The organism is Actinoplanes sp. TFC3, assembly GCF_001553785.1.
Lineage (GTDB): Bacteria > Actinomycetota > Actinomycetes > Mycobacteriales > Micromonosporaceae > Actinoplanes.
This window is the reverse complement of sequence record NZ_LOJP01000001.1, coordinates 1,831,831-1,852,925: the sequence shown is the minus strand read 5'-3', so window position 1 is coordinate 1,852,925 and position 21,095 is coordinate 1,831,831. Positions and strand designations below refer to the sequence as shown.

At 67.9% G+C, this 21,095-nt stretch carries 21 protein-coding genes and 1 other RNA gene; 10 read left to right on the top strand and 12 right to left on the bottom strand.

The features are described from left to right. The 4 genes from nadE to TFC3_RS08460 all read left to right on the top strand — a co-directional run. Window positions 1-1,005, top strand: a 1,005-nt coding sequence (gene nadE, locus TFC3_RS08475) for an NAD(+) synthase (RefSeq protein WP_236718034.1), incomplete at its 5' end; no start/stop codon positions are given. A gap of 98 nt (window positions 1,006-1,103) precedes the next feature. After that, window positions 1,104-1,934 (top strand): 3-methyl-2-oxobutanoate hydroxymethyltransferase, encoded by an 831-nt coding sequence (gene panB / locus TFC3_RS08470; protein ID WP_067497760.1) that lies wholly within the window; start codon window positions 1,104-1,106, stop codon window positions 1,932-1,934. A gap of 65 nt (window positions 1,935-1,999) precedes the next feature. Further along, window positions 2,000-2,446, top strand: coding sequence for a VOC family protein (locus TFC3_RS08465; protein ID WP_067497758.1), 447 nt, complete (start codon window positions 2,000-2,002; stop codon window positions 2,444-2,446). A 15-nt stretch (window positions 2,447-2,461) separates the two neighbouring features. Beyond that, window positions 2,462-3,478 (top strand): NADPH:quinone reductase, encoded by a 1,017-nt coding sequence (locus TFC3_RS08460; protein ID WP_067497755.1) that lies wholly within the window; start codon window positions 2,462-2,464, stop codon window positions 3,476-3,478. On the opposite strand, the gene TFC3_RS08455 is transcribed toward TFC3_RS08460, so the two are convergent. The 4 genes from TFC3_RS08455 to TFC3_RS08440 form a co-directional block, all read right to left on the bottom strand. After that, on the bottom strand, window positions 3,456-4,865 hold the full coding sequence (locus TFC3_RS08455; RefSeq protein WP_067497752.1) for an RNB domain-containing ribonuclease: 1,410 nt from the start codon (window positions 4,863-4,865) through the stop codon (window positions 3,456-3,458). The two genes, TFC3_RS08460 and TFC3_RS08455, sit on opposite strands and share 23 nt — an antisense overlap. Window positions 4,866-5,063: 198 nt before the next feature. Next, window positions 5,064-7,013: a hypothetical protein gene (locus tag TFC3_RS36855; protein WP_236718033.1), complete on the bottom strand. Its 1,950-nt coding sequence runs from the start codon at window positions 7,011-7,013 to the stop codon at window positions 5,064-5,066. A gap of 193 nt (window positions 7,014-7,206) precedes the next feature. Next, complete coding sequence (locus tag TFC3_RS08445; RefSeq protein WP_067497746.1) at window positions 7,207-7,410, bottom strand: hypothetical protein; 204 nt, start codon at window positions 7,408-7,410, stop codon at window positions 7,207-7,209. Window positions 7,411-7,821: 411 nt separating this feature from the next. Continuing rightward, the gene (locus TFC3_RS08440) at window positions 7,822-8,838 is read right to left on the bottom strand and encodes an aspartate-semialdehyde dehydrogenase (protein ID WP_067497743.1); all 1,017 of its coding nucleotides are present in this window, start codon (window positions 8,836-8,838) and stop codon (window positions 7,822-7,824) included. Window positions 8,839-8,957: 119 nt separating this feature from the next. Between TFC3_RS08440 and TFC3_RS08435 the strand changes: the two genes are divergently transcribed. Next, on the top strand, window positions 8,958-9,749 hold the full coding sequence (locus TFC3_RS08435) for a class I SAM-dependent methyltransferase (protein WP_067506246.1): 792 nt from the start codon (window positions 8,958-8,960) through the stop codon (window positions 9,747-9,749). Window positions 9,750-9,763: 14 nt separating this feature from the next. Here the strand turns inward: TFC3_RS08435 and TFC3_RS08430 are convergent, their stop codons facing one another. From TFC3_RS08430 to TFC3_RS08420, 3 genes are all read right to left on the bottom strand, one after another. Further along, the gene (locus TFC3_RS08430) at window positions 9,764-10,408 is read right to left on the bottom strand and encodes a D-alanyl-D-alanine carboxypeptidase family protein (RefSeq protein WP_067497740.1); all 645 of its coding nucleotides are present in this window, start codon (window positions 10,406-10,408) and stop codon (window positions 9,764-9,766) included. Window positions 10,409-10,458: 50 nt separating this feature from the next. Next, entirely contained in the window at window positions 10,459-11,067 is a 609-nt protein-coding gene (gene ribA, locus TFC3_RS08425; RefSeq protein WP_067497737.1) for a GTP cyclohydrolase II, read from the bottom strand. Between the two features lie 127 nt (window positions 11,068-11,194). After that, window positions 11,195-12,343, bottom strand: coding sequence for an ABC transporter permease (locus TFC3_RS08420; protein ID WP_236718032.1), 1,149 nt, complete (start codon window positions 12,341-12,343; stop codon window positions 11,195-11,197). Between the two features lie 179 nt (window positions 12,344-12,522). Here TFC3_RS08420 and TFC3_RS08415 point away from each other — a divergent pair, with 179 nt between their 5' ends. From TFC3_RS08415 to TFC3_RS08400, 4 genes are all read left to right on the top strand, one after another. Continuing rightward, window positions 12,523-12,867 (top strand): hypothetical protein, encoded by a 345-nt coding sequence (locus TFC3_RS08415; protein WP_067497731.1) that lies wholly within the window; start codon window positions 12,523-12,525, stop codon window positions 12,865-12,867. 430 nt (window positions 12,868-13,297) lie between these two features. Beyond that, a complete protein-coding gene (locus tag TFC3_RS08410) occupies window positions 13,298-14,365 on the top strand; it encodes a type I glyceraldehyde-3-phosphate dehydrogenase (RefSeq protein ID WP_082771927.1) in 1,068 nt (355 codons plus the stop codon). 10 nt (window positions 14,366-14,375) lie between these two features. Beyond that, entirely contained in the window at window positions 14,376-15,284 is a 909-nt protein-coding gene (locus tag TFC3_RS08405; RefSeq protein WP_067506240.1) for a threonine/serine dehydratase, read from the top strand. Window positions 15,285-15,343: 59 nt separating this feature from the next. After that, window positions 15,344-15,982 (top strand): hypothetical protein, encoded by a 639-nt coding sequence (locus TFC3_RS08400; protein ID WP_067497729.1) that lies wholly within the window; start codon window positions 15,344-15,346, stop codon window positions 15,980-15,982. A 67-nt stretch (window positions 15,983-16,049) separates the two neighbouring features. Here TFC3_RS08400 and rnpB read toward each other — a convergent pair. Together rnpB and TFC3_RS08390 are read right to left on the bottom strand one after the other, a co-directional pair. Continuing rightward, window positions 16,050-16,457, bottom strand: an RNA gene (gene rnpB, locus TFC3_RS08395) — RNase P RNA component class A. 18 nt (window positions 16,458-16,475) lie between these two features. Further along, window positions 16,476-17,219 (bottom strand): VOC family protein, encoded by a 744-nt coding sequence (locus tag TFC3_RS08390; protein WP_153040145.1) that lies wholly within the window; start codon window positions 17,217-17,219, stop codon window positions 16,476-16,478. A gap of 139 nt (window positions 17,220-17,358) precedes the next feature. Between TFC3_RS08390 and TFC3_RS08385 the strand changes: the two genes are divergently transcribed. Continuing rightward, window positions 17,359-17,808, top strand: coding sequence for a MarR family winged helix-turn-helix transcriptional regulator (locus TFC3_RS08385; protein ID WP_067497722.1), 450 nt, complete (start codon window positions 17,359-17,361; stop codon window positions 17,806-17,808). Here TFC3_RS08385 and mctP read toward each other — a convergent pair. The 3 genes from mctP to TFC3_RS08370 all read right to left on the bottom strand — a co-directional run bounded on the left by mctP (window position 17,805) and on the right by TFC3_RS08370 (window position 21,066). Further along, window positions 17,805-19,451: a monocarboxylate uptake permease MctP gene (gene mctP / locus TFC3_RS08380; protein WP_067497719.1), complete on the bottom strand. Its 1,647-nt coding sequence runs from the start codon at window positions 19,449-19,451 to the stop codon at window positions 17,805-17,807. The genes TFC3_RS08385 and mctP overlap by 4 nt on opposite strands. Further along, entirely contained in the window at window positions 19,444-19,674 is a 231-nt protein-coding gene (locus TFC3_RS08375) for a DUF3311 domain-containing protein (protein ID WP_067497716.1), read from the bottom strand. Before TFC3_RS08375 ends, mctP begins: the two co-directional genes overlap by 8 nt. 120 nt (window positions 19,675-19,794) lie before the next feature. Next, entirely contained in the window at window positions 19,795-21,066 is a 1,272-nt protein-coding gene (locus tag TFC3_RS08370) for a glycoside hydrolase family 18 protein (RefSeq protein WP_067497713.1), read from the bottom strand. Window positions 21,067-21,095: the final 29 nt, after the last annotated feature.

The window sequence follows — 21,095 nt, the reverse complement described above, 5'->3', positions numbered from 1 at the left end:
ACCCCGCCCCCGGCGCCCGCCCCCGAGGCGTCCGCCGAGTCGCTGCACGGCGAGGAGCGCGGCGCCGACGACCTGAGCATCGAGCGCGTCGAGCTGACCACCCAGCCGCGCCCGCTGATCGACGGCCCAGCCGTGGGCGGCATCGCCGAACGCATCACCGACGAGGCCGAGATCTGGTCGGCGCTGACCCTCGGACTGCACGACTACGTGGAGAAGAACGGCTTCCGCTCGGTGGTGCTGGGCCTGTCCGGCGGCATCGACTCGGCGGTGGTGGCGGCCATCGCTGTGGATGCCATCGGGGCGGAGCGCGTGGTGGGCGTCTCCATGCCCTCGGGCTACTCCTCCGGGCACTCCAAGGACGACGCCGCCGAGCTGGCCAAGCGCACCGGGCTGGACTACCGCATCGAGCCGATCCAGCCGATGGTCGACGCGTTCCTTGCCAACATGTCGCTGTCCGGGCTGGCTGTGGAAAACCTGCAGGCCCGCGTGCGGGGCGTCATCCTGATGGCGCTGTCGAACCAGGAGGGCCACCTGGTGCTGACCACCGGCAACAAGAGTGAGCTGGCGGTCGGCTACTCGACGCTGTACGGCGACTCGGTGGGTGGCTTCAACCCGCTCAAGGACGTGCCCAAGACGTTGGTGTGGCGGCTGGCGAACTGGCGCAACGCCGATGCGGCCCGCCGCGGTGGCGAGCCACCGGTGCCGGAGAACTCGATCACCAAGCCGCCGTCCGCCGAGCTGCGCCCGGGTCAGGTCGACTCGGACTCGCTGCCCGACTACGACGTCCTCGACGCGATCCTCAACGGCTACATCGACGGCGACAAGGGCCGCGCCGACCTGATCGAAGCCGGACACGACGAGGCGCTGGTGGATCGGATCCTGCGTCTGGTGGACATCGCCGAGTACAAGCGCCGCCAGTCCGCCCCGGGCACCAAGATCTCCATCAAGGCGTTCGGCCGCGACCGCCGCCTGCCCATCACCAACCGCTTCCGCGAGGGCGTGTGACCAGCTCCACTGGCCTCTGACGATGCGGCGGTCCCCGGTGCGACGATTCGTTCAGACCCGGGGACCGCATTCCGCGGCCTCGAGGGAAGGAGATCACCATGTCTGAGATCCCTGCGCTGTACGGGGGACCGCCCACCCGCCGAGTCCGCACGCGCGACCTGCTGGCCGCCAAGGAGCGGGGTGACCGCTGGGCGATGCTCACCTCGTACGACCAGTACACCGCCGCGCTGTTCGACCGCTCCGGCATCCCGGTGCTGCTGGTCGGCGACTCGGCGGCCAACAACGTGTTCGGCTACGAGACCACGCTGCCGGTCACCACTGACGAACTGCTTCCCCTGGTACGAGCGGTGGTACGCGCCACCAGCACCGCGCTGATCGTGGCGGACCTGCCGTTCGGCTCGTACGAGGAGGGCCCGGCGCAGGCGTTGCGCACCGCCGTACGGTTCATGAAGGAAGGCGGCGTGCACGCCGTCAAGCTCGAAGGCGGCCGGCGCGTCGCCGCGCAGATCGAGGCCCTGACCGGCGCGGGCATCCCGGTGATGGCGCACGTCGGCTTCACCCCGCAGAGCGAGCACACCATCGGCGGCTACCGGGTGCAGGGCCGGGGCAGCGCCGCCGAGGAAGTCATCGCCGACGCGCGTGCGGTCACCGAGGCGGGCGCGTTCGCGGTGGTGCTGGAGATGGTGATGGGTGAGGTGGCCAAGCAGATCACCAAGGAGCTGCCGATCCCGACCGTGGGCATCGGGGCAGGCCCGGACACCGACGCGCAGGTGCTGGTCTGGCAGGACCTGGCCGGGCTGCGCGAGGGCAAGGCGCCGCGGTTCGTCAAGCGCTACGCCAACCTGGCCGACGTGTTGGGCACCGCTGTACGTCAGTACGCCGACGAGGTGCGCTCGGGTGAGTTCCCTGCGGCGGAGCACACGTTCTAGAGGGGTCAAATCGCCGATTCGGGCATGATCTATAACGTGGCAGACTTCGTACCCGGAGGTGCCCCATGACCGTTCCTGCCCGAGTCGGCGTCGCCACCCTCGGCGTGTCCGACGTCGCCCGCGCGACGGAGTTCTACCGCTCGCTGGGCTGGCGGCTGTCGTCGGTGTCGGTGCCCGGCGTGGTCAGCTACTTCCACACCGCCGGGGGCCTGTTCTCGCTGGTCCCGGCCGGTGACCTGACCGTGGACGCGGGCCTGCCGCCGCGGGCCGCCCCGCACATCGCCGACGGCACCCGGGCCACCATGCTGACCATCGTGCTGGATCACCCGGACGCGGTTGACGACGCGCTACGGTCGGTGGTGCAGGCCGGGGCCACGCTGGTGAGCGCCGGCAAGCCCGCGGAGTCCGGCGCGTACCGCGGTTACTTCACCGACCCGGACGGGCACCTCTGGGAGGTCACCCACCACCCGGACTGGGCGCTTGACGGGACCGGGACCCCGCACCTGCCGTAACAGCTGGGAGTTGGCATGAAGGCGATCGTGTACTCCAAGACCGGCGACACCTCGGTACTGAAGCTGGCCGACCGTGACGTTCCCGAGCCCGGCCCGGGTCAGGTGCGGGTGCGCACCGTGCGTGCCGGGGTCAACCCAACCGACTGGAAGCGCCGCTCGGCCGGGGACCTGCCGTTCGAGGAGGTCACCCCGGGTCAGGACGCGGCCGGGGTGGTGGACGCGATCGGCTCGGGCGTCACGGCTCACCGACCCGGTGACCGGGTCTGGGTCATGCTGGCCTCGCACGGCAGCCCCTACGGCACGGCCGCCGAGTACACCGTCGTGGACAGCGAGCGGGTCTTTCCCCTGCCTGACGAGATCTCCTACGAGGTGGGCGCAGCTCTGGGCGTACCGGCGGTAACTGCGCACCGCGCCCTGACGGTAAGCGAAACTGGACCGCAGAGGCTGTCCCCCGGCGCCCTGAACGGCAAAGTGGTGCTGGTGGCGGGCGGTGCCGGCGCGGTCGGGCATGCCGCCATCCAGCTCGCGCGCTGGGCCGGGGCCACCGTGATCACCACCATCAGCAGCCCCGAGAAGGCCGCGCTGGCCACCGCCGCAGGCGCGCACCACACGGTCAACTACCGCGAGGGCGAGCCGGCCAAGGAGATCCGCGCGCTCGCCCCGGACGGCGTGGACATCATCGTGGAGGTCTCCCCCGGGCCCAACGCGCAGCTCAACCAGGCGGTGGCGGCCAACCACGCCACGATCGCGATCTACGCCAACAACGGCGGCGACACGATCACTCTGGACGTACGGCCGAACATGATGGTCAATACCCGCGTGCAGTTCCTCATCCTGTACACGCTCAGTGAGCAGGCGCTGCAAGCCGCGGGCGAGGACATCACCGCGGCGTTGCGCGACGGCGCGCTACCGGTTGGCGAGGAACACGGCCTGGCGCTGCACCACTACCCGCTCGACCGCACGGCCGACGCGCACGCCGCCGTCGAACAGGGCGCCGTGGGCAAGGTGCTTATCGACGTGGCTGGCCAATAGCCGCGAAGAGCACGGTGCGCGTCCGAGGATCAGCTTCGGTCAGCCGTACGGGAACCCGCTCGCCCAGCGGCAGTCGCCCCAGGCACCGCGACTGCACTGCCGGCTCGTCGATCGCCACAGTGCCTCCGCCGCGCTTCTCGTCGAGGTCGAGCACCCCGGCCTCGAACGTCTCCCCCACCCGCCCGGCCAGCAGCACGGCCTCGGCCAGCGAAACGGCCCCCCGGGACGCGGCCGAGGCCACCCGATCCGTGGCCGCCATGGTTTTGGGTAGCCGCGGCAGGGCCTCGCGTGCCCACTGCGGAACCGGCCGGCCTTCGTGCAACGCCAGGCACACCTCGGTCGCGTAGCGGTCCGCCAACCGGCGCAGCGGGGCGGTGACGTGAGCGTACGGTGCGCCCACGCCGCCGTGACCGGTCAGCTCTGGTTCCGTACCGTCAAATGCGGTGTAAGCGGCCCCGCGCAGCAACTCCGCCGCTTGGTCGAGGAATGCGGCCCCGCGCGGATCCCCCGGATCGACCGACGCGACCACCGTGCCCACGCTGGCCCCTTCCGGCCAGGAGATGTGCAGTGAGCGCGCCGCCGCTTGCAACTTGACGACGGCCTCCGGCTTAGGCGCCGGCATGGTCCGCAGGAGGCCGATACCGCCGGCCAGCATGATGGACGCCGCCGCCATCCCGGTCAGCAGAGAGATCTGAGCGTTGTACTCTTCCATCGGCAGCGGCGCGCGCAGCACCAGCCGCAGCCCGTCCCCCTCCGGCTCGATCTCCTGCTCGGGCAGCGGTAGGTTGACCGCCCCCCGCTCCGCGGCCCGCTGCGCCAGCAACGCCCCGATCTCGGGTAACAAGGAAACGGCCTCCGGCAGAGTCGAGGCCTCCTGCAACTCGGCGTAACTCAACTTGGCCCGGCTGCGCACCCGCGCCCGTCCCAGCTCAACGCCCGCAATACCCCCACCGGCGTCAAGGTCGATGGTCCACAACACAGCCGCCCGATCAACGTCGGGAAGAAGGCTGACCGCCCCCTCACTGAGCACCTGCGGATGCAGGGGAACCTTCCCATCCGGCAGGTAGATGGTCTGCCCCCGAGCCCAGGTCTCCGCCTCCAGGGCCGACCCGATTTCCACGTACGAAGCCACGTCAGCAATGGCGTACCGAACCCGATACCCCCCGCCATCGCGCTGCGAGAGATGCATGGCCTGATCGAGATCCCGCGACGTAGCCGGGTCGACGGTCACCAGAGGAACATCGGTCCGGTCAGTCTCCGGGAGCGGGATCTTGGCGGCTTGCTCGGCTTCCTGCTGCGCCGCGGGGCTGAAGGAGGCCGGCAAGGCCAACTCATCACGCAGTACGGAAAAGTCGATCTGGGGAGCGGAGACACGCACAATCGGCACGGCTCATTCCTAACACGCGCGGTCGTGGGCTGCTCAATTGTCAATGCGGCTTGTTTGCTGAGTGCGGGCTGTTTGTGTGCGGCTCAGGCGGCGCGGGTCGGGCGTGGCGCGGTTGATTCGTGGGCGCGGTTGGTTCGTGGATGCGCGGAGGGGCCGCACCAAGCACGGTGCGGCCCCTCCGGATGGTGTTGCTGAGCTTCAGCGCTTGGCAGTGGCCTTGCGCGCTGAGGCCTTGTTCGCCGACACCCTGCTCATCGCCGCCTTGCTGTTGCGAGCCGTCGCCGCACCAGCATTGGTGGCCGAACTCTTGGTCATTCCCGTGCTCTTGGCATTGGCCGCCTTGCCAGCCCGAGCGGTGTTCGCCGCTCCCCGGGCAGTCACCTCAGGCGCGTTGGCTGCCTTGCCCGCCATGGCATTGGCTCGGGCGCTCCTGCTCGCCGCACTGCCACCCACCGCACTCCCAGCCGCCGCACCGTTAGCGGCTGAGCCCTTAGCCGCCGTGCTCTTCGCGGCAGTGCTCTTGGCCGCCGTGCTCTTGGCCGCCGCATTCTTAGCGGCCGTGCTCTTAGCCGCGGTTGGCTTGGCGGCCGCCGGCCGGGAGGCGGTCGCCCCAGCCCCCCTCGCCTTGGTACCTGCCGACTTAGCGCCCGTCACCTCAGCCGCAGCACCCGAAGCCTGAGAAGCAGCCGACTTCATCGCAGTAGTCGCCTTCTTAGCCACCGACTTAGCGGTCGACTTAGCCGCACCAGCCTTGCCGGCCGCATCCGCGCCCTTGCGTCCCCTGCCCGCACCAGCGCCCTTGCTCGCCAGGCCCGTGGCAGCGTTCTTGGCGCCGGTCCCCTTAACCGCAACGGGTCGCGCAGCCCCAACCGACTCAGCCGCCGTCTTAGCACCGGTCGACGAGGCAGCCTTGGACGAGGCAGCCCTGGCCTTCGAAGCGGTCGCCTCAGCAGGAGAATTCGCCTTGGACGCCGCCTTAGTTGCGGTCGCCTTCGTTGCGGTCGCCTTCGTTGCGGCGGGCTTCGTTGCGGCGGGCTTCATCATCGTGGCGGCGGCCGAACCGTTAGCGACCGAGGCCTTACCAACAGCCTTACGCGCAGTTCCCCCCTTGGCCGTAGCGGCCGAAGCAACGGCACTCCCCCCGCGCCCAGCAGCCGCCTTGGTCGCAGGCGCCTTCTCAGCGGTGGTCTTCGTGGCCGGAGCCGTCGCGACGCTGGTCCGTGAAGGAGCCTTAGCAGCAGCCGTACGCTTGGCGCCAGCCGCCGCCTCAGCCCCGCCTGACTGAGCCGTAGTCGACTTAACCGCAGTCATGGCCTGCGCAGCGGCGGCCTTCCCGGCAGCAGCGGTGCGCTTTGCCGCGGCGGGCTTGGTGGCTTCGGTAGTCGTCACCGTGGCGGTGGTGGCCGTCTTCCCGGCAGTGGAGGTGGCCGCAGCGACGCGCTTAGCAGCGGGCTTCTTAGCGACCGGCTTAGCCGCACTCTTCACCGCGGAGGCCTTGCCCGCGGTCTTTGCCGCGGAGGTCTTGCCCGCACTCTGCACCGCGGAGGTCTTGGCCGCACTCTTCACCGCAGAGGTTTTGGCCGCGGCGCCCTTCGTAGCCGTGGACTTGACCGCGCCGCCCTTGGCAGCAGTCTTCCCGGCACCGGCCTTCAAAACGCTCGCCTTGGCCCCACTGCCCTTAGCAGCAGCCCCCTTCGCGGCAGCCGCCGTCGAAACGCTGGCCTTAGTCCCGCCGCCCTTGACCGCGCTGGTCTTGGCGGCGCCAGCCTTAGCCGGAGCGCTCTTCGCCGCAGCAGACCTACCGGCACCAGCACCAGCACCAGCGGAAGCGCTCTTCACAGCACCAGCCTTGGCAACGCCGGTCTTACCAGCGCCAGTCCGGGTAGCAGCAGCCTTAGCGACACCAGCTTTCGCAGCACCAGCCTTAGCGGACGCGCCCTTCGAAGCCGCAGCCTTAGCCGGGGAAGCAGCAGGCTTAGCCGGGGAAGCAGCAGGCTTAGCCGAAGCGCCACCAGCCTTAGCCGAGGAAGCAGCAGGCTTAGCAGCGGCAACACGCTCAGCGGCGGGCTTAGCCGCGGTGGTGGCCCGCGCCGTGCTGGCTCGGGTCGTGGTTGCCCGGGCCGGGGCTACCTTCTTGGGAGCGGCCATGGGGTACTTCCTCCTTGCGAATGACTGCGCGAATGACTACGGGCTCGTCTCCGCTTGGAGACCGAAGATTCCAGCCGGAGCCGAAGCCGGCCGGAGCCAAGTTTCCGGCCAGGGCCGGAGGTTCCGGTGAGAGAGCAAGAAGTCCACCCGGAACCGAGGGTTCCGGCGTGGACACCACGCTTTCGTACCGGTGTTAGCTGACCTCCCCGGTCCAGCGGGCGTCCTCGTCATCCCATGCCGCATTGCGCTTCTCGACGTTCTCGAGTGCGTGCGTGGCGTCGTCTGCGGAGGCATACGGACCGAGCCGGAACTGGGCGGGACACACGTCGTCGCCGGACTCGACCCGCTTGTGGCGGAGGCACCAGAAGTAGCCGCCGCGGGGCCCACTGTCGTTCATGCAATCACTGTGCACCTCAAAACGACCATGCGCTACCGATTCACGCAAAAAGCCCCAATTTTCCAATGTGGAACGTCAAGAAGACTCCCCAAAAGAGGAGGTACGATCCAAGCCCCGCACCGTGCCGGACTCCCCGCCATGCCACGCCCGAGAGCCCACGAACCGACCGGCCTGGCCCGATTTTTCATCGAGCGAACCAACGCCGGTGATCTCGACGGACTGATAGCCCTTCGCCCTCGGCCACCAGCAACCCGCCATGGTCCGCGACGACATCGCCCTGACCAGCACCTGGTTCGACGACGGCGGCGCCGCAGCCGAGGCCGGCCGCCGGGCCGAGCAGCCCCCAGGCCCGGAACAGCAAACGGCCCCGCCTCCCACCATCGGGAGACGGGGCCGAAGCAACTTCAACCGTCAGCGCACGAGCAGCTCAGCCACCTGTACAGCGTTGAGCGCCGCGCCCTTGCGCAAGTTGTCGTTGGACAGGAACAGCGCAATCCCGTTGTCCACCGTCTCGTCGGCGCGGATGCGGCCCACGAAGGTCGGGTCCTGGCCGGCGGCCTGCAGCGGCGTCGGCACGTCGGACAGTTCGACGCCGGGTGCATTGGCGAGCAGTTCGCGGACCCGGGCCGGGGAGATGGGCCGGGCGAAGCGGGCGTTCACCTGCAGCGAGTGGCCGGTGAACACCGGCACCCGTACGCAGGTGCCCGACACCTTGAGGTCCGGGATGCCCAGAATCTTGCGGCTCTCGTTGCGCAACTTCTGCTCTTCGTCGGTCTCGCCGAGTCCGTCGTCGACGATCGAGCCGGCCAGCGGCAGGACGTTGAAGGCGATCGGCTTGGCAAAGTTGCGGGGGGCCGGGAAGTCCACCGCCGCGCCGTCGTGGGTGAGCTCGGCGGCGCGGTCGGCCACCTTCTTCACCTGCTCGTCGAGTTCGGCCACGCCGGCCAGACCGGCGCCGGACACCGCCTGGTATGTGGTGGCGACCAGCCCCACCAAGCCGGCCTCGTCATGCAGCGGGCGCAGCACCGGCATCGCGGCCATCGTGGTGCAGTTCGGGTTGGCGATGATGCCCTTGGGCCGATCGTTCACGGCGTCCGGGTTTACCTCGGCCACGACCAGCGGGACCTCGGGGTCCATGCGCCAAGCCGACGAGTTGTCGATGACGACCGCACCGGCCTCGGCGACCTTGGGGGCGTACTCCTTGGAGCTGCCCTTGCCCGCAGAGAACAGCACGATGTCCAGGCCGCGGTAGTCCGCCGTGGCGGCGTCCTCAACCGTGACCTCACCGCCGTGCCACGGCAGGGTGCGGCCCGCGGAGCGCGCGGACGCGAACAGGCGGAGCTGGTCAACGGGGAACTGGCGCTCGGCCAGGATCCGGCGCATAACGCTGCCGACCTGCCCCGTTGCGCCCACAATGCCGATCCTCATGACGCCTAAGTTACGGCGCGCTGCGGACGTACGGAAATCGGCTTTTTCGCTTGAGTCCGCATAGTGGGAAAATGCTCCCGAATAACGGGACGGAAGAGCAGGATCGGGGGATGGCTATCGTGTACACCCATGGGCATCATGAGTCGGTTCTGCGTTCACATCGCTGGCGCACCGCAGAAAATTCGGCCGGGCACCTGCTGCCCCATCTGACCTCCGGCGCAACGCTGCTGGACGTCGGCTGCGGGCCCGGCACGATCACGGCCGACCTGGCGACGCACATCACACCGGGTCGGGTAACCGCGCTGGAACGAACGGAGGATGCCCTCGACCTCGCGCGCGCCGAGATCGACCGGCGCGGGCTGGGCACTGTCGACTTCGCGGTCGGTGATGTGCACGCGCTGGACTTCCCGGACGACACGTTCGACATCGTGCACGCCCACCAGGTGCTGCAGCACGTCGGCGATCCGGTGCAGGCGCTGCGCGAGATGCGCCGGGTCACCAAGCCGGGCGGCATCGTGGCGGTGCGCGACAGCGACTACGCCGCGTTCACCTGGTTCCCGCTGCTGCCGGAACTGGAGGAGTGGCTGGAGCTTTACGAGCGGGTGGCCCGAGCCAATGGCGGCGAGCCGGACGCCGGTCGCCGGCTGCTTTCCTGGGCACGAGCCGCCGGCTTCACCGACATCACGGCCACCTCGAGCACGTGGTGTTTCGCCACCGACGAGGACCGCACGTGGTGGGGAACCATGTGGGCGGATCGCATTCTCAAGTCGGACATGGCCGGACAAGCCGTCAACTCCGGCGCCGCCGATCAGGCGACCCTTGAGCGCATCTCGGCAGGCTGGCGTCAATGGGCAACCGAACCCGACGGCTGGATGTCACTGCTGCACGGTGAGTTGATCTTGCACCCGTAGAAGCAAACAAAAGATCAAGCGCTCTTCGGCTTGTACGCCCAGTGCCACGACTCGCGCGGCACGTTCTCCACGAAGCCGTACTTGTCGGCGTTGGCCCGCACCCATGTCAGCGCCTTGGCGTTCAGGTCAAGGTCGGTGGCCATGCCCCAGCCATGTTCGCTGGTGCCGGGCTTGGCCGCGAGCCCGCCCTGGGAATAGAGCCCCTTGCGCTTGGCCAGATCGACCTGTTCCTCGTACGGCCGGTAAGAATCGGTGATGCCGATCGTGACGCCCTGGGCCTTGGCGTCCTGCATCATCCGGTTGAGGTTCTCCGCCGCTGGCGCCCACAGCTTGTGATTGGTGTTGCCGACCTTCTCCAGCGCGCCGGCCGGGATCTTGCCGTTCCCGTACGCCGCCAGCTCGGTCGGAATCCCCTTGCTGTTCAGCGTGTAACTCTTGGCAGCGGTTGCAGCGGTCGCAGCGGTTGAGGTGGTGTTCGACGACTGGGTGGTCATCGCGCTGGCCAGCGCGTTGGCGAACGAGGCCCCCGAGGCCGTGGTGGCCCCCGTGGCGCCCGTGGTGGACGAGGTCGTCGCCGGCTTGGTGGCCTGCTGGGTCTGCATCGCGATCATGCGCGCCTGGATGGTCGCGATCCTGCTGTTGACGCCCTCGATCCCCACGCCTGCTACTTCGGCACTCCCGGCTGCATCCTTAGAAGCACCCGGGAAAGTCAGACCGCCAGCGGCAGATCGATGGTGTGCGCGGTGTGTGAGATCTTGGCTTGCAGGTAGTGCACGTTGGCGTCCGAGGCGTGCACCGCGGTGGGCCGGACGTTGCGCACGTCGACCCCGAGCGCGCGCAACTGGGCCGCCTTGTCCGGGTTGTTGGTCAGCAGGTCGACGGTGGTGGCGCCCAGCGCGGCCAGCATCTGTGCCGCCGCCGTGTAGTCCCGCTCGTCGTCGGCGTGCCCGAGTGCCCGGTTCGCCTCGTAGGTGTCCAGCCCGGCGTCCTGCAGTGCGTACGCGTCGAGCTTGGCGTACAGCCCGATGCCCCGGCCCTCCTGGCGCAGGTAGAGCAGGTAGCCACCGGCCTGGGCGATCCGCTCGACGGCTTCGCGCAACTGGGGGCCGCAGTCGCAGCGCTGCGAGCCGAAGACGTCGCCGGTCATGCACTCCGAGTGCGGCCGGACGAGCGGGACCTCGGCTCCGGCCGCGTCACCGAGTGCCAGGGCCAGGTGCTCCTTGCCGTCGGCCAGGTCGTGGAACGTGATGACCTCGGCCGTGGTGCTGTAGCCGTCCGCGAACTTGAGCGGGACGGTGACGCGGCTGCGAATCGACATGAGGCTCCCTTAACTTGACGCTTCAAGCACGGGATCGACCGTACTCCGCACTTGTTAAGGGATCCACGAGCCGAAGGTCACAACGGATCAAGATTGGCATGGGTTTCCCGCCGCGGGCAGGCAGAGATCAGACGACAACCGTGGGAAGTGTTGCCGGTTCGCGCACGTCGTTGCCCTCGATGCGGTCGATCATGTCGAGTTCGAGTTCGGCGTGCCGGTCGCTGCGGTTCGGCATCAGGTTCGTAACCAGCACCAACAGGCAGCCGATACCCGCATACAGGCCCAGCACGACCAGGTGCGAGCCGATCGGCGCGTCCGGGAAGTACAGGTTGTCGCGCACCGCCTGCACCCCGGCGCCGGTGGGCAGGTTCTCGCCGAAGACGCGCCCGAACGCCGGCAGGAACTCCGGGAGGATGCTGGCGCCGGAGATCACCGTGCCGATCGAGAAGTACAGCATGCCGAGCAGGGCGCCGCCGGGTCCGAACAACGCCACCGCGCCGGCCGTCGACCCGGTGATCGCCAGGGACACCAGTCCGTAGATGGCGAACATCTCGCGCTGGCTGGCCCCGTCGCCTACGTGGAACCAGCTCATCGACCACAGGACGACGGCGGCCGAGCTCACGGCGTACACAATGAGGGTTATCAAATGCCCCAATCCCCGCTTCCAGGAGCGTCTGGTGCGCGGGATGAGCCGGCCGAGCCCGACCGAAGCGATGGTGCCGCCGAGCGCAAGGGCCTGGACCAGGAAGCCCAGCGACGCGCCGTTGACGTCGTCGGGTGGCAGCGGCACCACATCGGCGACCACCGCGGGCTGGGCCAGGACCGCCGCCTGCTCGATGGTCACCGTGTCGCCCTTGTCCTTGAGCGCCTGGAGTTGCTCGGCGTTCTCCTGCTGCAGCACGGTGGAGAAAGTGGTCCGCAACAGGCTGGCCGCGGACACCCCGGCGGCGCTCGCGATATAGAGCCTCGGCTGCGGGTTGGTCACATCCACCCCGCCATAGACCTCGCGCCGCAGGATGCCGTCCTCGAGATCATCAGCGGACTTGTAGATGCGCACCCGGAAGACCCGCTCGCGCTCCAGCATGTTCTGGATCGGCGCCTGCTTGGCGGTCGGCGAGACCAATCCCACGGGTACGTCGTGAGGTGTGGCCTTGTGTCCCATGCCCAGGTAGTACGCGGTCAGGCCGAGCTGCACGAGAGCGCCGGCGATGCAGACCACCAGCGCGAACCGGCGAAACTGGCGTACCGATTTGATCTGATTGTCCCCGTCGACCATGGTTTCCAGCATCGCGGAGATCAACGCGGCGCGTGGCTGTTTTCCCGCTCCCCGAGTCGTGCCATGCCGAGCGAGTGTCCCGGGATGACCTTGATGTCGTTTTACGGTGCGGATAGCTGTTGTGTCGGGAATGCGCTTGCCATGTTCCCGGCCCAGCTTCGCCGTCCTAGCCTGCGTTCATGTACCCCCAGGAATTCATCCCCCGCCCGATCGACGCGGTCGCCGGGCTGTTTCCCAATCAAGCGCGGGCCCAGGGCGCCGTGGCATCCCTGCTGGCCGAGGGTTTCGCTCCCTTTCCGGTACGTCCGCAGCACCCGGCCAACCGTCGCCGGCTGGACTGGGGCCGTGACACCACCATCATGAACCTTTACCTGCAAGGCCGGCAGCAAGGCCATGTGCTGCTCGTCATTCCGGCTTGCCGGGCGCAGCGCGAACAGGTCGGCCGTTTACTGAGCCTGCACCAGGGGCACGCCGTCTACTACTTCACCGCGACCGGCGTCGAGTCGCTCAGCGCCCTCGTGTGATCCATTCTGCGCGCATTCCGCAGCGCCGCGGGAATCCGGGTTCCGCGCGTTCCGTAACGCCATTCTCTTAATGGCTGCGGGCCGTCCCTGCAGGCCCGATGCCTTTCTCCCGGCCTTTTGCCCTTGATCACCGCGATGCAGGCAAGATCGGGCACCTCGGCCGGGTCGCCCGGCTCGATCCGATTCGCGCGGACAGCGTTCAAGGTCCACGTATTGCCTGGTGAACACCACTGTCCAGGAGGGATTATCAGATCATCGTGACGGCTTCGCGGCCGGGCGCGTGTCTGTGAGCATCCCCTCCTGCGCTCCGGTTGACGTGCAACTTGCACACTCCTAGTGTCGGGTATGTGACCGCCGGTTGAATCTACCGTTATCGACCGGTCGCGTCGCGCGTGTGCTTTGTTGATCGACCGGCCGCAAGGAGTTCTTGGTGAGTGTCAGGATCGGCATCAACGGTTTCGGTCGGATCGGGCGCAGCCTTATGCGTATCGCCAGCACCTCCCACGATCCTGAAATTACGGTTGCCGCCATTAATGACCTCGCCCCGCCGGACCGTTTGGCATACGGCTTGAAACGCGACAGCTTACGCGGGCGATTCGCCGGTCCGGTCGACTCGCGCCCCGGTTTTCTGATCGTCAACGGCCACGAGGTGCGTTCGTTCCAGGAACCCCAGCCGGGCCGGATCCCCTGGTCGGAGGCGGACGTCGACGTGGTCATCGAGGCCACCGGACGCTTCCGCAGCGGCGAGGCCGCCCGCGCCCACATCACCAACGGCGGCGCCCGCAAGGTCGTGATCAGCGCCTCGGCCGACAACCCGGATGCCTTCCTGCTTTACGGCGTCAACCACGAGCGCTACGACGCCGCGCTCCATGACGTCATCTCCCCCGCTTCCTGCGGCGTCAACGCGTTGTCGGTGATGGCGAAGGTTCTGCTCGACCGCTTCGGCCTGCACAGCGCCCACACCTGCGTGGTGCTGGCCATGCAGGGCTGGCAGAAGCCGCACGACACGGCCACCGGCACCTCCCGCGACGACCTGCGGCTGGGCCGGGCCGCCACGCAGAGCATCATCCCGCACGACCACGTGACCGGCGACCTGGTCAGCGTCGCCCTGCCCCGCCTCGGCGAGGTCTGCCACAGCTACTTCTGCGTGCCCACCCCGATCGGTTCGCTGGCCGAGCTCGGCGGGCTGACCGAACGCCCGGTCACCGTGGAAGAGGTCAACCGGGCGATGTCCGAGGCCGCCGCCGGTTCCATGCGCGGCATCATCGACTACGACCCCGAGCCCAGCGTCTCCATCGACGTACGCGACAACCCGGCCTCCTGCATGTTCGACCCGGCCGGCACCCGCACCACCGCCGACGGCCGCATCAAGGTCCGCGGCTGGTTCGACAACGAGTGGGGCTTCTCCAACCGCCTGCTCGACCTGGCCCGCCTCGTGGGAAACCGTGAGCCCGTCCCGGCGGGCGCCCGCCTGCACACTGCTGCCGCCGCGGTGTAGAAAAGGTGTGGTGATTAGCAACGACGCGATTGAGGCGGCGGCTGAGCGGATCGGCGCCCGCGCTCGCAAGACTCCGATCCTGGACACCGGCACACTGCTCTACAAGCTGGAGCTGGTGCAGCACGCCGGTTCGTTCAAGACCCGCGGCATGCTCAACAAGGTGCTGACGGCGGCCGAGCAGGGTCTGCCCGCTGCGGGCATCATCGCGGCTTCCGGGGGCAACGCGGGCCTGGCCGCTGCTTACGCGGCGCGGGCGGTGGGGGCCAGGGCCGAGATTTACGTGCCGGAGACGGCACCGCCGGTCAAGGTCGCGAAGCTGGTCAAGCTGGGTGCCACGGTCCAGCAAGTGGGCAGTGAATACGCAGAAGCATTTGAGGCAGCCACGGTACGGGCAGAGCACACGGGCGCTGTTTTCTGCCACGCGTACGACGACCCGGACATGGTTGCGGGCAACGGCACTCTAGGGTTGGAGCTGCTGGACCAGGCAACGTTCGACACCGTGCTGGTGGCCGTGGGTGGGGGTGGCCTGATCGCCGGGGTGGCCGCTGCCCTGCACGGTCAGAAGAAGGTCGTAGCCGTCGAGCCGGCGACCGCCCGTGCCCTGCATGCGTCCCTGGCGGCAGGGCACCCGGTGGATGTCCCGGTGTCCGGCGTAGCGGCGGATTCCCTGGGGGCCCGGCGCGTGGGGCAGATCGCGTACGAGATCGCCGTGGAAGAGAAGATGACCTCGGTTCTGGTCGAGAATGAGGCCATCGTCGAAGCCCGTCGCTACCTGTGGGACGAATACCGCCTCGCGGTCGAACACGGAACCGCCGCGGCCCAGGCGGCATTGGCATCCGGCGCCTACCAACCCGAAAAAGACGAGCGAGTAATGGTTCTGCTGTGCGGCGCGAATACGAACCCCTCCGACCTCATCTAGCCCTCATAGCCCGGGTCCGCGCCGTCTGCGAGGCGGACCCGGCTCTCGACGCCGCCCTGATGTACGGCTCCTTCGCCCAGGGCACCGCCGACCAGTACAGCGATATCGAGTTCTGGCTGTTCTTCACCACGGCACCGGCCAGCCCCACCGTCTGGATCACCCAGGTCCACCCACCCCTGCACGTGATCAAGAATGAGTCCGGCGCCCACGTAGCCTTCTTCCCCGGCCTGATCAGAGGCGAATTCCACTTTGCCCCCGTTACACAGATCGAGTCGGTAGCCGCCTGGCCCGCAGCCCCGAGCGTCCCCCTGGTCGACCGCCACAACCGCCTCCCCCACCCAGCCGCCACCATCGACCACGATGCCGACATCTGCGGCCGCTTCGCCAACTGGCTCCTCCTGGCCCACCACGTAGGCCAACGCGGCGAACACCTGCGCCAACGCGACGCCCTATCCCACGCCAACCGCCATCTACTATGGATGGCCCGCCGCTGCGTAAACGCAACCGAGCACTGGCAAACCCCCTCCAGAATGGCCGAACACGAATTGCCCGCCGAGTTGGTGGCGGGCTTTGCTCGTACCGATGAGAATGTGCAAGCGGCCTGGCAACTGGGCCGCAGCTTATGGCTGAAGCTCGACCCGAACCCGCCGTGGCCCTTCATCGACGAACTCGACAAAACAATCGGCGCGGTCGCCTGAAGCCAGGCGAATTGCCTTTCAATTGCGTGCGTGCTCGGATGCCGCAGAGAGGCAAATTTCGGGGCGACGGACGAGTCGGCCTGTACGCCGGATTTTGTCCGCGGTGATTTCTCGCCGCTGGGCGGTCATCCATCTCGGCGTGCCGTTGCCGGCATGCTCTTGCGGCCTACCCGCAGGCTCGGGCGAGCAGCCCTCAAACGCCTGCGCCGGCTGCAATCCGAGAACTGCAACCTTGCTTGGCCTTGCTCCGGGTGGGGTTTACCTAGCCACCCCGGTCGCCCGGGGTGCTGGTGGGCTCTTACCCCACCGTTTCACCCTTACCGGCCGTGATGGCCGGCGGTTTGTTCTCTGTGGCACTTTCCCGCGGGTCGCCCCGGGTTGCCGTTAGCAACCACCCTGCTCTGCGGAGTCCGGACGTTCCTCGGCGGCGCGACCCCCAAGGGGACCACGCCGACGCGACCGCCCAGCCAACTCGTCCGTCGCGGCGCCGATTCTACGGTATGTCCCGATCAGCCGGCACAGCGCAGAACTCGTTGCCCTCCGGGTCGGCCAGCATCCAGTGGCCGTCGGTGGTGGGGCAGGGCATGGGTTCGCCGGGGCGGCGCAGCACCGTGGCGCCCAGTTTTACCAGTTCCAGCGGGTCCGAGTCGCGCAGAATGAGGTGCCAGTGCAGTCTGTTGGGTCCCTTGCGGGGCTCCGGCACCGGGTCGAAGACCATGTAGTCCCAGGGAAAGTCGGGCGCGCCGGAAACCACTGCGGCTTCGCCCTCGTGGGCCACGGCACCACCCAGTACCCGACCCCACCAGAAGGCCAGGGAGTGCGCGTCGCGGCACTTGACGACCAGTTCGAAGACGCCGGCCGGGCGCTCGTCCACCGAGGGGAAGCCGCAGAACTGGTTGCCTTCGGGGTCGGCAAGCACCCACCACGGGTCGGTGCCGGGTTCACGAACAACCGTGGCGCCGGCGGCGAGCAGGGCGGTGGGGTCGCCGCCGGGCAGGCGGATGTCGACGTGCACGCGGGCGGGGTCGCTGGCCAGGCGGGAGGTGGGCAGCAGGCGCAGGATCTCGGCGCGGGCGCGAAGGGGGCTGGGGTCGAGGCGCAGCCTCGCCGCGTCGTACCGGGAATCTGGCAGATTGTGATGCCAGAACGAGGCTATGCGGCGCGGGTCCTCGGCTTGCAGTGCCAGACCGTCGAACTGAGCCAGGGGCACGACATAGCGGGATAATTCCTCGTTCATGGGGGCCTGCACGGCGGTTGCTCCTGGTGATTTTGAGGTGACCTCCTGCATATCGAGAAACAGAGACTGTCGTCAATCCCCCGCGGGGCTGATGGATTCGCAGCAAACTTTCAGGAACGTCCCCCTAGCATTACCGCTCATGGACGACGAATCAGCGCTCGGCAGCATTGAGACTCAGGTCGCGATGCTGATCCGGCTCGGGGAGGCCACCCGGCGGAGCTCGCCGCGACCGCATCGGGCGCTGGACCGGGCGGCCTATGTCATTTTGCGGCTCCTGCGCGAATCGGGACCGCAGAACATCTCAGCGGTGGCCAACCGCCTGAGCCTCGACGGCTCGACGGTAACCCGCCAGGTCAGCGCCATGCACCGCGAGGGCCTGGTGCACCGCAGCCCCGACCCGGACGATGGCCGCGGCACGGTGATCGCCGCGACCGATCGTGGGCTTGAGCAGGTGGAGGCGGTCAGCAAAGCCCGCCGCGAGCTCTACGACGTGGTCCTCAAGGACTGGAATCCCCAGGAACGCCGTGAACTCGCGGCGGTGCTTGAGCGCCTCACGCACGACATGGACGCCTACATCAAAAGCCGTTAGGTCGACGAGCCGATCGCGTCCGGAGTGGTGCGCTCCTGCTCCAGGCGCGGGTCGTCCTCGTCGGCGAAATAGTCAGTTGTGGTCGTACCGTCAATGCCGTCTGCGGTCTTGGTGGCTCTCAGAATGAACGTGGCGATCACGGCGACCAGCAGGTTGACCGCGACCGCAAGAAACCCGACGTAAATGGTTTTCGGGGTGTCGAAGCCGAAGTCCTTGAGCGGGAAGGCCGATCCGCCGAAGTGGGCCCGGCCGGTTGCCGCATTGGGAATGTCGTAGAGCATCCACATGCCCAGGCCCATTCCGGCGATCCAGCCGGCGATCAGGCCGCCGCGGTGGAACCAGCGGGTGAACAACCCGAGCGCCACGGCCGGCCCGGTTTGCAGAATGATGACGCCGCCGATGAGTTGCAGATCGATCGAGAATTGCGGGTCGAGGAAGATGATGCAGGCGACAGCGCCAACCTTGACCAGCAGCGAGGTGATTTTGGAAACGCTGGCTTCCTGGGCGGGAGTCGCGTCCTTCTTCAGGTACTCCTTGTAGATGTTGCGGGTGAACAGGTTCGCCGCCGCAATGGACATGATGGCGGCGGGAACCAGTGCGCCGATGCCGATGGCCGCGAAGGCGACGCCCGCGAACCAGGACGGGAACTGCTGGTCGAACAGCAGCGGCACCACCGTGTTGTTGTCGAGGCTGCCCGCTTTGGCGCCGGGTAGCGGCTTCACGCCGGCCGAGATGGCCATGTAACCCAGCAGGGCAATAAGCCCGAGCAGGAAGCTGTACGCCGGCAGCGCCGACATGTTCCGCTTGATGACATTGCGGTTCTTGCTCGCGAGCACACCGGTGATGCTGTGTGGATAGAGGAACAGTGCGAGCGCCGAGCCCAGGGCCAGCGTGATGTATTGCAATTGGTTGTTGGCGTTGAGCGTGATCCCGTCACCGGGCGCCGGGCTGGCCTGGAACTTGGCCTGCGCATCGTCGAAGATGCTGCCCCAGCCGCCCAGTTTGTAGGGCAGATACAGCACCGCCACGATGATGACGATGTAGATCAGCGTGTCCTTGACAAAGGCGATGAGAGCCGGAGCCCGAAGACCCGATTGATACGTGTACGCCGCCAGGATCGCAAACGCGATGATGATCGGCAGATGCCGGGCCACGGCGCTGTCCCCGGTCACCCCCATCGTCTTGAGCACCGCCTCGATACCGATCAACTGCAGCGCGATGTACGGCATCGTCGCCACAATTCCGGTGATCGCGATCAGCAGTGCCAGCGTGGGTGAGCCGAAACGCGTGCGCACGAAATCGGCAGGCGTGACGAAGCCGTGCCGATGCGACACCGACCAGAGCCGGATCAGAATGAGGAAGAAGATCGGGTAGACGATGATCGTGTACGGAACGGCGAAGAACCCGGCCGCCCCCGCCCCGAAGATCAGCGCCGGCACTGCAACGAACGTGTACGCCGTGTAGAGATCGCCGCCGACCAGGAACCAGGTGATCCAGCCGCCGAAGCTGCGCCCGCCCAGGCCCCACTCGTCGAGGTGGTTGATGTCCTGGGGGGCACGCCACCGGGCGGCCACGAAACCCATGCCGCTGACCAGCAGGAACAGGATGCTGAAGACGATGATCTCGGTGATGTGGTCACTCATCGATGGCCTCCCGCAGGCTCGGGCGGTGGGTCATCCGATAGACCAGGGTTGTGCTGGCCACGCCCACGAGGATGAACGCGAATTGCAGCCAGTAGAACGCCGGGAAGCCCCAGAGCCGAGGCGTGTCACTGTTGAACAGCGGCGTGATCAGGGGCAGAGCAACGGGGATGAGCAGCAGCCAGTTCCAGGGGCTGCGATCGCTGCGGGGTTTCGGTTCCGTCATGGCATAACCTCCCAGTTTTCGCAGGCTATGGGAGGCTCTGCCGGCGCGCGGAGAGGCGGAGATCCGGTTGCGCCGAGCGGTGAGGGCGGTGCGCCAAACGGCACACCGCCCCCGGCCGGCTCAGAGGCCCGCCGACACCGCGCGGGTCAGCGAGGCCTGCTCGTCGTCGCCGTCGAGCGACCACATCATTGCCCCGCCCAGGCGCTGGTCCTTGATCCATTGCGTCTTCTGCCGGATCTGCGCCGGGTCGTCGTACGTCCAGAAGGTCGTGCCGTCGAACAGGTACGAGTGACCGGCCCGCCAGTCGCGGTGCACGGTGAACCCCTTGGCCGGCAATGTCTTGAGCACCTTGTAGTCCTCGGTGCCGACCGCGAACGTTCCGGGTGCCCCGCCGGTCGCCGGCTGGAACAGCCCGCCGTTGGCGCCGGAAGTGACCCCGGTCCACCCCTGTCCGTAGTAGGGGATGCCGAGCACCAACTGCGACGAGGGCGCCCCGCGCTCACGCCAGGTGTCGATCGCTACCTCGATGGAGAAGTCCGGGTTGTCCGGTGCCCCCTTGGGTACGTGCAGAGCCGACTGCTGGTTGGTCCGCGATTCCCAGGAACCGTGGAAGTCGTAACCTTGGACCGTACCGAAATCGAGGTATTTGAAGATCTTCTTGGCCTCGAAACCCGCGTCGATCTTGGCCGGAGCGGCCGGGAGGAACGCGGTCAGGTCGTAGTCCTTGTGCGTCTTGCGCGACAGCCGGTCGAGCTGGCGGCGAAATTCCTTGGCCAGCAGCGTGAAGTTGTGCTTGTCCTCGGGGCGGATGACGTTGCCGTCGTTGCCCGCCGAACCCGGCCATTCCCAGTCCAGGTCGATGCCGTCGAAGATCCCGGCGGCGACCCCGGCGGACAGCCCCGGCAGGTTGCCCTTGATCCAGAGGTCCACGCAGGAGCTGACCAGCTTCTTGCGCGAGGCGTCGGTCAGCGCGGCGTCGGAGAAGTACGCCGACCCGCTCCAGCCGCCCAGCGAGATCAGCACCCGCAGCTTGGGGTGCTTCTTCTTGAGCTCGGCGAGCTGGTTGAGGTTGCCCGCGAACGGCTGCTCGGCGGTGTCGGCCACACCGTCCACACTGAGCTCGGCCGGAAACGGGGTCTGCCAATCGGCCCACGCATCGGCCGAGTCGCACACGCCCGCCGCGGTGACCGGGCCGAACGCGTAGTTGAGGTGGGTCAGCCGGGCGGCCGCACCGGACTGGTCCACCTTGGCCAGTTGGAAGCCGCGGCCGTAGATGCCCCACTGGGTGAAGTAGCCAACCTTGACGTAGGACTTTTTCGAATGAGCGTCGGCGGCGGCCGGGGCCGCCGTCAGACCGACCAGAACGGCCGCTAGAGCTGCGACTATGCGCATGAGCCCTCCAGGGGCTTAGCAGTAAAGAA

Coding starts and splice junctions, on each gene's coding strand:
- panB (WP_067497760.1), top strand. CDS start 1,104: ATGTCTGAGATCCCTGCGCTGTACGGGGGACCGCCCACCCGCCGAGTC.
- TFC3_RS08465 (WP_067497758.1), top strand. CDS start 2,000: ATGACCGTTCCTGCCCGAGTCGGCGTCGCCACCCTCGGCGTGTCCGAC.
- TFC3_RS08460 (WP_067497755.1), top strand. CDS start 2,462: ATGAAGGCGATCGTGTACTCCAAGACCGGCGACACCTCGGTACTGAAG.
- TFC3_RS36855 (WP_236718033.1), bottom strand. CDS start 7,013: ATGGCCGCTCCCAAGAAGGTAGCCCCGGCCCGGGCAACCACGACCCGA.
- TFC3_RS08445 (WP_067497746.1), bottom strand. CDS start 7,410: ATGAACGACAGTGGGCCCCGCGGCGGCTACTTCTGGTGCCTCCGCCAC.
- TFC3_RS08440 (WP_067497743.1), bottom strand. CDS start 8,838: ATGAGGATCGGCATTGTGGGCGCAACGGGGCAGGTCGGCAGCGTTATG.
- ribA (WP_067497737.1), bottom strand. CDS start 11,067: ATGTCGATTCGCAGCCGCGTCACCGTCCCGCTCAAGTTCGCGGACGGC.
- TFC3_RS08420 (WP_236718032.1), bottom strand. CDS start 12,343: ATGGTCGACGGGGACAATCAGATCAAATCGGTACGCCAGTTTCGCCGG.
- TFC3_RS08415 (WP_067497731.1), top strand. CDS start 12,523: ATGTACCCCCAGGAATTCATCCCCCGCCCGATCGACGCGGTCGCCGGG.
- TFC3_RS08400 (WP_067497729.1), top strand. CDS start 15,344: ATGTACGGCTCCTTCGCCCAGGGCACCGCCGACCAGTACAGCGATATC.
- TFC3_RS08390 (WP_153040145.1), bottom strand. CDS start 17,219: ATGAACGAGGAATTATCCCGCTATGTCGTGCCCCTGGCTCAGTTCGAC.
- TFC3_RS08385 (WP_067497722.1), top strand. CDS start 17,359: ATGGACGACGAATCAGCGCTCGGCAGCATTGAGACTCAGGTCGCGATG.
- mctP (WP_067497719.1), bottom strand. CDS start 19,451: ATGAGTGACCACATCACCGAGATCATCGTCTTCAGCATCCTGTTCCTG.
- TFC3_RS08375 (WP_067497716.1), bottom strand. CDS start 19,674: ATGACGGAACCGAAACCCCGCAGCGATCGCAGCCCCTGGAACTGGCTG.
- TFC3_RS08370 (WP_067497713.1), bottom strand. CDS start 21,066: ATGCGCATAGTCGCAGCTCTAGCGGCCGTTCTGGTCGGTCTGACGGCG.